Source organism: Sulfitobacter aestuarii (assembly GCF_042685005.1).
Taxonomy (GTDB): domain Bacteria; phylum Pseudomonadota; class Alphaproteobacteria; order Rhodobacterales; family Rhodobacteraceae; genus Sulfitobacter; species Sulfitobacter aestuarii.
On sequence record NZ_JBHUMP010000008.1, the window covers coordinates 1 to 13,459 of the forward strand.

General features: G+C 63.0%; 10 protein-coding genes. 8 read left to right on the top strand and 2 right to left on the bottom strand.

Annotated features, from left to right (window positions below; genetic code table 11):
- Positions 1–2,474: family 16 glycosylhydrolase (locus ACFSUD_RS10490; RefSeq protein WP_386374140.1), on the bottom strand; the 2,474-nt coding region annotated here is incomplete at its 3' end.
- 544 nt (positions 2,475–3,018) lie between these two features.
- Between ACFSUD_RS10490 and ACFSUD_RS10495 the strand changes: the two genes are divergently transcribed.
- From ACFSUD_RS10495 to ACFSUD_RS10510, 4 genes are all read left to right on the top strand, one after another.
- The gene (locus ACFSUD_RS10495; protein ID WP_386374142.1) at positions 3,019–4,275 is read left to right on the top strand and encodes an O-antigen ligase family protein; all 1,257 of its coding nucleotides are present in this window, start codon (positions 3,019–3,021) and stop codon (positions 4,273–4,275) included.
- 96 nt (positions 4,276–4,371) lie between these two features.
- On the top strand, positions 4,372–5,466 hold the full coding sequence (locus tag ACFSUD_RS10500) for a glycosyltransferase family 2 protein (protein ID WP_386374144.1): 1,095 nt from the start codon (positions 4,372–4,374) through the stop codon (positions 5,464–5,466).
- Positions 5,463–6,374: a glycosyltransferase family 2 protein gene (locus ACFSUD_RS10505; protein WP_386374146.1), complete on the top strand. Its 912-nt coding sequence runs from the start codon at positions 5,463–5,465 to the stop codon at positions 6,372–6,374. Before ACFSUD_RS10500 ends, ACFSUD_RS10505 begins: the two co-directional genes overlap by 4 nt.
- Positions 6,375–6,430: 56 nt before the next feature.
- Positions 6,431–7,450 (top strand): lysylphosphatidylglycerol synthase transmembrane domain-containing protein, encoded by a 1,020-nt coding sequence (locus ACFSUD_RS10510; protein WP_386374148.1) that lies wholly within the window; start codon positions 6,431–6,433, stop codon positions 7,448–7,450.
- Between the two features lie 16 nt (positions 7,451–7,466).
- On the opposite strand, the gene ACFSUD_RS10515 is transcribed toward ACFSUD_RS10510, so the two are convergent.
- Positions 7,467–8,711, bottom strand: a complete 1,245-nt coding sequence (locus ACFSUD_RS10515; protein WP_386374150.1) for a glycosyltransferase — start codon at positions 8,709–8,711, stop codon at positions 7,467–7,469.
- 84 nt (positions 8,712–8,795) lie between these two features.
- On the opposite strand from ACFSUD_RS10515, the gene ACFSUD_RS10520 reads away from it, so the two are divergent.
- The 4 genes from ACFSUD_RS10520 to ACFSUD_RS10535 all read left to right on the top strand — a co-directional run bounded on the left by ACFSUD_RS10520 (position 8,796) and on the right by ACFSUD_RS10535 (position 13,449).
- Positions 8,796–10,067 (top strand): polysaccharide biosynthesis/export family protein, encoded by a 1,272-nt coding sequence (locus ACFSUD_RS10520; protein ID WP_386374152.1) that lies wholly within the window; start codon positions 8,796–8,798, stop codon positions 10,065–10,067.
- Between the two features lie 231 nt (positions 10,068–10,298).
- Entirely contained in the window at positions 10,299–11,336 is a 1,038-nt protein-coding gene (locus tag ACFSUD_RS10525) for a glycosyltransferase family 2 protein (protein ID WP_386374154.1), read from the top strand.
- Positions 11,336–12,421 carry a glycosyltransferase gene (locus ACFSUD_RS10530; RefSeq protein WP_386374155.1) on the top strand — a complete coding sequence of 362 codons (1,086 nt, stop codon included), beginning with the start codon at positions 11,336–11,338 and terminating at the stop codon, positions 12,419–12,421. Before ACFSUD_RS10525 ends, ACFSUD_RS10530 begins: the two co-directional genes overlap by 1 nt.
- Positions 12,418–13,449 (top strand): NAD-dependent epimerase/dehydratase family protein, encoded by a 1,032-nt coding sequence (locus ACFSUD_RS10535; RefSeq protein ID WP_386374156.1) that lies wholly within the window; start codon positions 12,418–12,420, stop codon positions 13,447–13,449. The genes ACFSUD_RS10530 and ACFSUD_RS10535 overlap by 4 nt, the downstream gene beginning before the upstream one ends.
- The last annotated feature ends 10 nt before the right edge of the window (positions 13,450–13,459 follow it).

Sequence of the window (13,459 nt, forward strand, 5' to 3'; positions counted from 1 at the left end):
GTATCGGGCGCGCTGAGCTGCATGTTCCCGTCATCATCGCCGGTATCGGGCGGCGCGCCGCCCTCGAGGATCAGTGATTTTGCGGCGAGGAAGCTCGTCTCGTCCATATCCCGGATCAAAGCGAAGGAGACAGTGCCGCTCGGCAGGTTGATCTTAAGCTGAAGATCGCCGCCGGACGTGTCGCGAAAGCTCAGCCGATCCATCAGCTCGCTCGCGCTCCAGCCATAGAAGCTGCCGATCTGCGAAATATCGACCTTGTCGCCTTCGGCAATCGAGAAATCCTCGATGATATCGCGTCTGCCGTCGAGATCTGCGGCCTTGTAACGGAACACATCGGCCCCCGAACCGCCGGTCAGCCGATCGAGCCCGGGACCGCCCTCCAATGTGTCATTGCCACCGGCCCCGTTGAGATTGTCATCCCCGGCAAGCCCGTAGATCGGCAGGGACCGGTCGCCGTCATAGATGGAATCATTGCCGGACGTGCCGACAAGCTCCTCCAGCGGCGTATAATTCTCGGTGAACTGGGTCGTCGCCAGGCGGATCTCGCTTGCCGCGACATTTTCCACCAGCGCGAGCACGAAGGTGCCCGACGGCGTGGTGATCGCGACCTCGGCCCCGCCGCTGACATCGCTTACCGTAACATTGGCAGCGATTTCCGATGCGTCCCAGCCGAAACTGTCGATGATCGCGCCGAGATCGATGACATCGCCATCGGCGGCGGAATAATCCGTGATCCTGTCGGTCGCGCCATCGAGCGCGTCGAGACCATAGGCGAAAGTGTCGAGCCCGGTGCCCCCCTCCAGCGTGTCGGCACCGCCGCGCCCTTCGAGGAAATCGGCGCCGCCCCGGCCGCGCAGGATGTTGTCCTGCGCATCACCGCCGATCCGGTCGCCTGCTTCGCCGCCGATTGCCTCGCGCGCGGGGGCGAGGGTCTCTGCGATATTGGCGAGATAGCCGTCGGTGAGGCCGATCTCGGATTCGAGCAGGGCGAAAAGTGCCTCGGCATAATGCTGATAACCGAGGTTCGAGAAATGGATGAGGTCTGGCGAGATGTCTTCCATCGTCGTGACCGGATTGTGGAACAGGATCAGCGTTGGATGCTGCGCCTGAAGTTCCGTCACCGTCGCGATCAGACCTTTAACATAAGTGCCATTATTGGCATCCCCCGCGACCATCTGGTTATCGACGATCGAATAGCCCTCGTTGAGATAGCTGGCATATTCGAACGGCACCCCCGCCTTGACCTTCGGCGGCAACGTCGAGATCACTAGGTATTTCTCCGCGGAGCCGGTGACCGCGTAGAACTGGCTTACCGCGGCGGCGATACCGGAAATGATCTCCGGGAAGTCGACATTGCGGAAATTATCTTCGCCGTTGTTCTGGAAATCGTTGGTTCCGGCCATGAAGAGCACGATATCGGGCACTTCATCAGCCAGCGCTTCGGAGAAATCAGACGGGCCGTTCCCGTCATCGACGATGGCCGCGAGATGCTTGCCGCCCACCCCGGCATGATCGCGGTCGGGCATGGTGTCGGGTCCGGTGACTAGCGGGCCGACATAATCGGTCCAGCCGCCGTTGGCGAGGATATGCTCCCATAGATCGAGCCGGTAGCCGTCGCGCTCCGCGGGCGGATCGCTCGGATGACCGGAATGCACCCAGCCTTCGGTCAGCGAGTCGCCGATGGCCATGATCCGCGGCGCCTTGGCATAGGTGTCGGCCGCCAGATCGATGATCAGCGCCTGGTCATGTCCGGCGAAGGACACGGCATCGCCCCCCGCGTCCGAGGGCGTTACGGTATAGGGTGTATAGCTCACGGAGGAATAGACCGCCTGGGTGCTGGCATCCGGCGCAATCGGCCCGTGCCAATGTTCCAGCCCGGTCCCACCGGTCCAGATGTTGGCGTAGATCTTCATCGCCTCATCCGGGATCGGCACGGAGCCGGAGCCGCTTTCGATCTCATAGATCAGCGCGTCATCCGCATACCAGCGGATCGAATCGGGCTGCCAGTCGATCCGGTAGACATGCAGCGCGTCGGCCGCATCGAACCCGAGCGGAATCTGGACACTGCCGTTGTCACCCAGTTTCTCGTTCCCGTAGAAGTAGTTGACGTTCATCACACTGGTGTCGCCACCGAGAAACTCGATGTCGATTTCGTTATGCCTGTCGGCACCGAACAACGTGTTGGTGAAGAGGAAGAAGGACGATACCACCCCCGATTCGCCGGACGGCATCATCTCGACTTCATAGCTGCCATAGCCATAAAAATGATCGGATTGGAATTCCGCGCCGCTATAGGGTTTGCCTTCTATATCCGCGCCGTCGAAGGTCAGGGTCACCTCGCCTGCGTCGCTTGTCAGGTAGGTTTCGTTCCAGCCGGTCTGGTTCCACTGAGCGGCAACTACAAAGTCCGAAATAAACCAGAAATCTTCACTGAAATTGTCAAAATTGTCGCTGAACTTCGTAATGTCGAACATATACATTCCTCACAAAGTTACTCGGTTAAAATAGGGCATTATATCTTCGGCCCCCGAAACGATGTTTCGAAGGCAATAAGGATCATTGATATTGCTACGCAGGGTCGTGAGAAATTGGCGCCGCCGCGACAGTTGAATGGGGGTGGTCGTTAACGAAAATAACAATCAAAAAATCATCCCGACTATGGCGAGCGATCGTTGGCTGGTCAACGCCTGTGCAGCGCAAAGGGTCATTCTCCCGAAAAGGTTGAGTTTTGACCGTCTAAATTACCCGGCCTGATTGAATCTTCGCCAGATTGGTGCGGTTTGGGATAGCGCATGTGGCATCCGGTCCCCGTGTGAGGAGATGATTCCCATAAGTCGGTTTGAGCTGGCATCTGCCCTATGGAGTCATTATGCACCGACTTCTATCTGAGCGTTCCGGCGCCTGTTTTTCGGGTTATTGAACGAATACCCACGCGCGGCGCCGGGCCCTGCTGATATTCCTTTCTCGAAAAGCTTGCTCAAATGGATTTCCCGGCACACACTCCGCGAACAGCATGTGATGGTGACGATGAGCAATTACGCGACCTATCAGCCTTCCCGCAATGCGCTTCAATTGCGTATCACGGCAGCGCAGCGAGATTTCTGGGCCTTCGCCCTGTGGGTGCTGGTGACCTTCGTGCAGTTCAAGAATGACGAGCTGCTGCTCTACCCGCTGGCTCTTTATTTCGCCTATGCGATCTGGCGCGATCAGAAACAGGTTCTGCCGCTGATGGCGCGGGGCTGGGTCGTGTTGCTCTTTGCCCTGTGGTGTCTGATCTCGCCGATCTGGGCTGTCGAGCCGATGGGTGCCTTCAAGAACGCGCTGTATCTGCTGCTGACGATCCTGATCTGCTTTCACGTCGCGGCGGTGCTTTCCGCGCGGCAGATCATGCATGCGGTCGTGTTTGCGACCGGGGCGATCGCCGTGCTGAGCCTCTATGTCGGCCTGACAAGCGGACATCTCAATCTCGGGGTCTTTCCGCAGAAGAATACCATGGGCAAGAGCATGGTCATCCTGTTTGCCGCGGCGAGCGCCACGGCGATGGATTCCGGCAGCCGGCCGTTTCTGCGTCTTCTTGCGGCGGCGCTCGCCATTCTTGCGGCGTTCCTCGCGGCGGTCAGCGAATCCGCCACCGCCGTTCTGCTGCTTCTTGGCGTTGGCGGCGTGGTGCTCCTTGGCAAGATCATCGTGAGCGGCGGTCCGCAGCGGGCCAGCCGCCTGTCGCTGGCGTTCCTGTTCATCTCGGCCCTGTTCTTCGCCGCCAGCGTGGTGGTGCCGACGCTGCAGGAAAACCCGGTGGACCAGGTGCTCGACAAATTCGGCAAGGACAGCACGCTCACCGGCCGGACGCTACTGTGGGATTTCGCCGACGAGCAGATCGCCGAACGCCCCTTCGTCGGGGTCGGAGCCGAAGGTTTCTGGCGCTATAACGCCTCGCCGACGGTCCAGATGATCTTCGAAGAGTTCCACAAGAGACCGGGGGACGCGTTCAACTTTCACAACAGCTATTACGAGATCGCCGTGCATCAGGGGCTGATCGGGCTGACGCTCGCGGTGGTCGCGACGCTCTGGGCGCAGGGCAAGCTGGTTGCCGGAGCCTGGCGGCTGGCCACCATGCCCTTCGTCTTCTTTTTGGCGCAATCCGTCGCGGTTCTGGCGCGCACCGTGACTGAATCCGATTTTCTGCGGCCCTTCGTGCTGTTCCACATGCTATTCTGGATCGGCGCGCTCATCGTCCTGAAGGAGGGAATGCACCGACAAAACGACAGGAGCTAGCGCCACGCCGCGCTGCGACGGGCCGATATTTCTGCTGCCCGAAGCTCCGCCAGAAGCCAGATGATTTGATCAATTATGTTTTCGGGAAATTTCGAATTGAATGATGTCACGCCGCCAGAGGATTGTCTGAACGTCCCGGCCCGCGCTCCGGCGGCACCGGAAGATCCGGGTCATGCGCCGCTGTCTGCGGCCCGCGTGCTCGTTGCCGTACCGACGCTCAACGAGGAAGGAGCGATCGAAACCTGCCTGCGCTCGCTGCTGGGAGAGGATCCGTTCATGGCCGGGGTCGATATCGTCATCGCGGATGGCGGAAGCGACGATGCCACGATCGCGATCGTGCGCCGGTTGCAGAGCGAATTTCCCAATCTGGACCTGATCGAGAACCGGGCCCGCCTTCAATCGGCGGCGATCAATGCGGTCGTCGCCCGGTGCCGCTTGCCGCATCATGCCGTGCTGGTGCGCTGCGATGCGCATGCGGTCTATCCGCCGGGCTATGTCCGGGCGGTGGCCGCCGGTCTTCTGGCCCGGCCCGAGGCGGCTTCGCTGGTGGTGCCGATGGACGCGGTCGGGGAGACCTGTTTTCAGCGGGCAGCGGCCTGGATCGTCGATACGCCGCTCGGTTCGGGCGGTTCCGCGCATCGCGGCGGGCGGCTTTCGCAATGGGTCGATCACGGGCATCACGCCGGGTTCAGGCTCGACTGGTTTCACAAGATCGGCGGATATGACGAGAGTTTCAGCCATAATGAGGACGCCGAATACGATCATCGCCTCGGCGCGGCGGGCGGGCGGATCTGGCTCGAGGCGGACATCCGGCTTGATTACCACATGCGCCCGAGCCTGTCGGCGCTGGCCCGGCAATACTGGAACTACGGACGTGGCCGGGCGCGCACCATGAGGAAACACCGGATGCGGCCCCGGCTGCGGCAGCTGATCCCGGTCCTGCATGTCCTGATGCTGATCCTATCGCTGCTGCTGCTCGGCTGGCATCCCGCTGCGCTGGCCTACCCGGCTCTCTATGCCGCGCTGTTGATGGCGGTATCCCTGCTCGGCGCGTTCCGCCTGAAAAGCCTCTGCGGCCTCTGCGCCGGTCCCGCCCTGGGCGCGATGCATCTGGCATGGGGGAGCGGTTTCCTGCGGGAGATCCTGACGGCGGAACGCCCGAGAGCGCAGCGCGCGAAGGTGCGGACATGAGCGCAACCCAATCGAAGCCGACGCGGATCGACGTGCTGCTCTGCACCTTCCGCCGCCCTTCGGTGACGCAAACTCTGATGTCGCTTGATGCGCAGGTTCAGCCGGACGGGGTCGAGATGCGGGTCATCGTGGCGGATAATGACGATTGGCCAAGCGCGCGGGAGACGGTCGAGGCGGCGGCGGCGAAGATGCGCGTGCCGGTGCTCTATCATCATGCGCCCGCGCGCAACATCTCGATCGCGCGCAATGCCGGTCTGGCGACGGCGGACGCGGATTGGATCGCCTTCATCGATGACGACGAGACCGCCAGCCCGGACTGGCTCGCCACGCTGCTGGCCCGGGCGGTGGCGAGCGGTGCGGACGGGGTCTTCGGCCCGGCGCTGGCCCGCTATGCGCCCCAGGCCCCGGCCTGGATGCGGCAGCAGGATGTTCATTCCAACATTCCCGAGCAGCGCCGCGGTGCGGTTCAGACCGGCCATACCTGCAACGCGATGCTGGCCTGGCGCGGGAAACCATGGCGGGACGAGCGTTTCGACCTCGCCCGCGGGCAGACCGGCGGCGAGGACACCGAATTCTTCTTCCGGATCGCCCGTCTCGGGGCGCGGTTCGTGATTGCCGAGGATGCCATCGTTACCGAGGACGTCACCCCCGGTCGGCTGAAACTCTCCTGGCTGCTGCTGCGCAAATACCGCATGGGCCAGAGCTATGCCGCGGCGGCACCCGCGCCGCTGGCGCGGTTGGCGCTGGCGTTGAGCGCGCTTGGAAAGCTACTGATCTGCGCGGTCGCGACGGTGGCGTTCTGCTGGTCCGAATCGCGGCGCATGTTCTGGCTGTTGCGCGGCGCGTTGCATCTCGGCGTCGTGTCAGGGTGCCTGGCGCTGGCCCAGCCGAAACTCTATGGTCGCTGACCCGATGCCCCTCGGGATGCGCGCAGGGCAACGGAATGAGACGGGAGGAGCCCTCGATGAGCAAGGTCGATGAGGTCCGACCCATGTTGCTGACGCGAAGGCGCGGGCAGCCGGACAGCGGCGCTTCGAAACCCTCGCGCAACTGGTGGCTCTTCGCGATCAAACTCCTGGCATCTGCCGGGCTGATCGCCTGGATCCTGCTTGGTGCCAATCTTTCGGAAGTGGGTGCGGCCCTGCGCGATGTCGATCTGCGATGGATTGGGCTTGCGATGCTGCTGCAATGCTTCGGCGCGGCAATCATCTCGCGCCGCTGGCAGGGATTGCTCGCGGTGCAGGATGTGCGGCCGCCCTGGCTCTATCTGTTCCGCTCCACCATTGTCTCGAGCTTCTTCCGGCAATTTCTGCCCTCGATCATCGGTGGCGATGTGATCCGCAGCCATGATGCCTGGCGCGCCGGTGCCAGCCTGTCGCTGGCGCTGATGTCGCTGCTGCTCGACAGGTTGCTCGGCCTTCTGGCGCTGGCGCTTCTGGCGTTGCTGGCCATGCTCTCCGTCAGCGAGGTGACGGAGCGGCTGCCTGCCCTGCAGCTCTGGCTGATCTGCGCCTTCGCCGGGCTCGCCGCGATCCTGTCGCTGGTGGTCTTGCCCCGCCGCCGGACAGGCGGCGGGGCGGCGCGATTGCCGGGGTTTCTGCCCGATAAACTGCGCAGGAAGCTCGGTGACATCGGCAAGGCGATGACGATCTATCGCGGCAAATCGGCCGCGCTCTGGCGAGGCCTGGCATTGTCGCTGCTGCTACAGGTCAATGTCGTCACCTTTTACTGGGCCCTTTCCCAAGCCCTGGGCCTGCCGCTCAGCTACGGCAGCTTCTTTGCCATCGCCCCGATCGCGATCTTCGTGATGATGATCCCGATCAGCATCAACGGCATCGGGGTGCGCGAGGCGATTTTCCTGTTCCTGCTCGCGCAATGGGGAATCGGCTCCGCCGAGGCGCTGGCGCTGGCCTGGCTCGAATACGGGACCTTCCTGGCTTTCGGGCTGCTCGGTGGAATCGTCTACGCCCTGCGCAGATATTGACGCCGCCGTCAGACGGTCAGATGGTCACATGGGCCCGCGGCGGGAGCCTGTCGCGTTCTTCCAGCCGGTCGGGTGCCGTGCCGCGCTTTCGTGCCGCGAGCCGCAGGCGCGCTGACAGCCCCGCGATGGCGAAAGCCTCGGCATAATCCCGTCGGCGCAGCGCGGCGCGCCCGCGCCAGACGATGCCGCGCACCAAGGCCCGGGCGATGTCGCCACCGGCAGAGGATTGCAGCGCGACATCGCGCAGCGCGCCCTGAACGTCGCGGTCCAGCACCTCGACACAGCCATGTTTGCCAGACAGCGCCCGGCGGCAGATCGCGATCTCGACATCGCTGAGAGCCGTGTCAGGGGCGATCCGCGCGGCCGCGGCGAAGTCTTCGACAGCGCGTTGCCAATCGGTCCGCCGGGCAAAGACGCAGGCGCGTTGCAGATATGCGGCACGCCGCACCAATGCGGGATCCGGCGAATGGAACATCGCCTCGTAAAGCCGCATCGGCAGGGAATCATGGAACGGTGCGAAGACCGCGCGGTCGGCGGCCTTCCAGGTCTCCTCGGAGCGCGCGGCGGCGTGACGGGCGGCGGCCGGGCCGCGATCGCCGTCATGTTTGCGCTGCAGGAACAGCGGCGTTTCCAGCACCTCAATCGGGCCATGGCAGGCGAGCCGGACGATCATGTCATAATCGATGGCGCGGGGCAGATCCTCCCGAAACGGTCCGACCGCATCGAAAGCCGCACGACGCACCATCGTGGCATTCTGGAACAGGAAGATATCCTCAAGCAGGTGGCGCAGGATCGTCCCCCGCGAAAGATCCGGCCAATATCCGGGGCCGATTTCCCTGCGCGCGCCGGTGGCCTCATCATCCGAAAACCGCCGGTAGCCGCCCGCTGCGGCGGTCAGGGACGGATCGGCGTCGAGACGTGCCGCCAGCGTCGCCGCGGCGGTCGGCAGCGCAATGTCATCATCATCACAAACCCAGATGTAATCGCCCCGCGCCTGTGCCAGGGCCCGGTTCAATGCGCGGGATTTGCCGCCGTTCTCGGTTCGGAAATATCGCAGCCGCGGCAAGGGGCCATCGGCCTTCCTGTCGCCGCATACCGCCCCGGCGGAACGCGCGGCCGCCTCGGTCCCATCGGTGGAACCGTCATCCCAGATGATAATTTCATCGACAGGTCGATTTTGGCTGCGTATGCTTTCAATGGCATCACCCAGCATTGCGGCGCGATTGTAGGTTGGGATGACCGCAGTGATGGTTCCTGGCATCAGGGTTCCGATCTAGGGTTTATTGTAAGGAATTTTCTACTGTATTCTCGCGTAATATCAAGTATTCAGGTCCAAGTCGCCCTCATGCTGCAATTCGCGGCCCTGCTGGCCTTCGCCTGCGTGGTTTCGGTCTCTGCCGCGTTCGCCCAGGAACTCGCGCAGGAAGATGATCCCGGCCAATCGGGGGATGTCGCTCAATACCTGCTTGGTGTTTCCGACCGGATCGCGATCCGCATGCTGGCCTGGGATGCCGCGACGCTCACTTTCCGCAGCCTGACGGAGATCGAAGGCGAATACACGGTCACCGCCGAAGGCAAGCTGCAGCTGCCGCTGGTCGGCGCGCTCAAGGCCGCGGGGTCGACGCCGGATGCACTGGCTGCGACCATCACCGAGCGGATGCAGCAGATCTTCGGCTTCAACGAGGCGCCCAGCACCACCGTCGAAGTGCGCACCTATCGGCCGGTCTATGTGATGGGCGACGTTCAGCGCCCCAGCGCCTATGAATACCGCCCGGGCCTGCGCGCCGATCAGGCATTGGCAATGGCCGGCGGCGTCTTTCGCAGCGAAAGCGGCGAACGGGGGCTGATGCGGGCCCAGATCAGGGATGCCGGACAGCTGCGGGAATTGCAGATCGAGAGAGTGCAGCTCGCGGTTCAGGCTGCCCGGCTCGAAGCGGAGACGACGCAGGCGGAATCGGTGGATTTCCCCGAACGCATGTCCCATCCGGAGGGCGAGACGGCGCTTGCGCAGATCTATGAACGCGAGCGCCGGGTCTTTGACAGCCGCAAGGAATCCCTGCGCCGCGGTCTTGCCTCGCTCGACAAATCCGAAGCGCTGCTGGCGACCGAAACGGCCGCGCTCGAAGAAAAGCTGCAGGGTCTGGCCCGGCAGATCGAGATGATGACGACCCAGACCGGCAATATGGAGCAGCTGCTCGAACGCGGGCTGGCGCGCTCGCCGACGCTGATTTCGCTGCAAAGCAGCCTGATCGACCTGCAGGCCCGGGAGACGGATACCGAGACCGCGCTATTCAGGGCCCGTCAGCAGGTGATGGACATCGAACGGTCGCGGATCGACCTTGAGGCGCGGCGTCAGGAAGAGGCGCTGACCCAGTTGCAGCGCGTCAAATCAGACCTGGCGCAGATCGATGCCCGTCTGACGATGCTGATCGCCCTGCAGAACGAGGGCGACGCGGAAATCGCGGCGATGGCGCAGGATCTGGAGCTGCGTCCCGTTTTCCGGGTCACAAGGGAAGATGGCAGCTCGTTCCTCGCGGAGCGCACCATGGTTCTGCAACCGCTCGATGTTCTGGAGGTCGAGCTGATCGCGGTGCCGAGCGACCTGCCGGGTCAATAACATGAGACCGCCTTCCGGTCCGGCGGATACGGAGGGTGCTGGCGGTTCGGAGCGGTCAAAAAAGCGGTGTAAGTTGATGCTGGAGCTAAAGAAAACCGTGAAAACTGCCGAATCGGTGCTATAGTCGGTTCATATTTACAAGTTCTTCTCGCCTCCGGTCATATTGGACCGGATTTTATACTGAGATTTCTACACCAGGTTTTTCCGCTACCCTTTATTCGAGGAGATAGCATGTCCAAGGCTTTTCAATCGCCCGACCTCGCCCAGGAGATCGAGATTTCGGTCTGCGTGCCGGTTTACAACGAAGAGGAAAGTGTCCGGCCGCTCTACGACGCCATCGTGGCCAGCCTCGAGCCTACCGGGCGCAGTTTCGAGATCGTCATCGTCGATGACGGCAGCCGCGATGACACCGTCGCGAGATTGACCGAGATTTCCGCGCTCGATCCGCGGCTCGTCGTTGTGACCTTTCTTCGCAACGAGGGGCAGACCGCGGCGATGACTGCCGGGGTCGAACATGCCCGTGGTCGCTATCTCGTGACCATGGATGGCGATCTGCAGAATGATCCTGCGGATATTCCGATGATGCTCGCCAAGCTCGAAGACAATCATGACATCGTCGTCGGCTGGCGGATCAAGCGTCAGGACAAGTTCATCAGCCGCAGACTCCCCTCGATCATCGCCAACCGGATCATCGGTTTCGTCACCGGCCTGCCGATCCGCGACAACGGCTGTTCGCTCAAGGTTTACCGCGGCGAGATGATCCGCAAGGTGCCGCTCTATTCCGATATGCATCGGTTTATCCCGGCGATGACCATTCCCATGGGCGCGCGCGTCGCGCAAGTCGGTGTGCGTCATCATGCCCGGCAATTCGGTGAATCGAAATACGGTTTATCCCGCATCTTCAAGGTCTTGCTCGACCTTTTGGCGATCAAGAGCCTGCTGCTTTTCGCCCGGCATCCGCTGCGACGTTTTTCCGGCGGCGCCGTCCTCGCCGCCCTTGCCGCCATCGGTGCGGCATTGCTGATCCGCGGGGAAAGCGGGCCGCATGTGGTGGAGATGGCCGTGGTCGGGCTGCTGGCCTCTCTCTCCGTCTTTCTTGTGCTATTGGGGCTGGTGATCAACGTGATATTCCATAACGCCGAACAGGACCTGATACCGAACCTGCCGGTCGCCGATGACCTGCAGCGCGAAGATGTGACGCGTCTTGCTCAGGTCACCCGCGAGGCCGGTTCGGCGAGGCCCCGTGCGCCGTCCCTGGGGGTGGCCTGATGGATATCACCAATACCGACACCCACCGCCAGCGCATTCTCCCCTCCGTGCAAGCCGAACCGGAACTATCGGTGATCGTCGCCGCGAGCGATGTGAAGGGGCTGGCGGCGATGCTGCGCTCCTATCGTCCGGCGCTCGACGGGCTGCAACGCCGGTACGAGGTCATCTGCATGAACGACGGTGCGGAGGCGCATACGCTTGCCGAGCTCCGGCCCCTCGAAGCCGACTGGCCGGAGCTTTCCGTGGTGGCGCAGCGTCCCTGGGCGGGCGATGATTTCGCGTTGCTGGCGGCGATCCGGCGCGCGCGCGGCGCGCTGGTGCTGACCCTCTCGGCCTGGCCGGAAGTGGCGACCCTGGAGCTCGGCAGGCTTTTCGCCGCGCTCGGGGACAATGACATGGTCGTCGCCGCGCGACGTCAATGCGGCAAGCAGACGGCGTTTCAGGGTCTGCGCAAAAGGCTCCTGCACCGGCTGCTCACGGCGCTGTCGGGGCAGGATTTCAGCGATCCCTTCTGCCGGGTCCGCCTGGCGCGGCGCGAGGTCATCGCCGAGGCCGCGGCCTTCGGTTCGCGTCAGCATTTCATTCCGGTGGTCGCCGCCGAACGCGGCTATCGCGTCGTCGAGCTGGAGTTGAGCCCGCCCGAACAGGGCCACGAGAACGTCAGGTATTTCTTCAAGCCGCTGGGCCATCTGCGCGCCCTGCTCGATGGTATGACCCTGTTCGTCGTGCTCAAGTTCCTGCGCCGTCCGATGCGGTTTTTCGGGGCTATCGGCCTGCCGCTGTTCCTGATCGGCAGTATCGCCACACTGGTGCTCGTCGCGTTCCGCCTGTTCGGCGACATGGCGCTGGCGGACCGCCCTGCCCTGATCTTCTTCGTCCTGATGATCGTGCTTGGCGTGCAGATCATCGCGATCGGGCTGGTGGGTGAGATCATGATCTTCGCCAATGCGCGCCGGATCAAGCAATATACCGTGCGCAACCTGATCCAGAACGGCGAGGCCCGCGCCCCGACGGCTGTCGAGGGGACCTTGCCGGAGGCCGATCGCGTCCTGAACACGCCGGGCAAGGAGACCGTGAACCCATGACCCAGAAGCCGATATATCTGGTTACCGGCGCCGGGGGCTTCGTCGGGTCGCATCTGGTGCGCTACCTGGCGGATCGCGGAGTTCGGGTCCGGGCGATGGTTCGCAAACCGGAGCAGGCAGCGGCGCTCGAGGGCCTCGCCGAGGAGGTTGTGATCGGCGATCTGCAAGAGCCCGAAACCCTGGCCCCGGCTGTGAGCGGTGTCGCCGGGATCTATCACATCGCCGCCGTATTTCGCCAGGAGGGGCTGGCAGACGAGGTGTTCCGCGAGATCAACGCAACCGGCGTGCGCCGGATGCTCGACGCGGGGATCGAGGCCGGAGTGCCGCGCTTCATCCTCTGCTCCACCAACGGGGTCCATTCGGATATCGATCACCCGCCCGCCGATGAGAACTACCCGTTCAACCCCGGCGACATCTACCAGCAGACCAAGCTGGAGGGCGAGCTGATCGCCATGGAATACTTCCATGAGGGTCGCATCCGCGGCTTGGCTTTGCGCCCGACGATGATCTGGGGGCCGGGCGACGGGCGGATGCGCAAGCTATTCCGCATGATTGCACAGCGCCGGTTCTTCTATATCGGCCGCGGTGAGGCATTGACCCATTGGATCGACGTGCGCGATCTCTGCGCCGCGTTCAAACTGGCGATGGATGCCGAAGAACTCAATGCCGAAGCCTTCCTGATCGGGGGCGCGACCTTCCAGACCCTGCGGGAAACCACGGCGGAGATCGCCGGGCAGCTTGGCGTCAAGGAGCCTTCCCTGCACCTGCCGGTCGCCCCGATGATGACCCTCGCCTGGCTGACCGAGATGATGTGCAAACCGCTCGGTGTTGAGCCACCGCTGTTCCGGCGGCGGGTGAACTTCTTTCTCAAGAACCGCGCCTATAGCACTGACAAGGCTGAGAAAGTCCTCGGCTTTCGACCCAAGCAGGATCTTGCCGGAGAAATCTCCGACATCATTGCCGCCTACCGGATATCCGGTGATCTGCCCGACAATACCAATATTCAATCACGAGAAATGCACCCCTAAAATTTTTAAA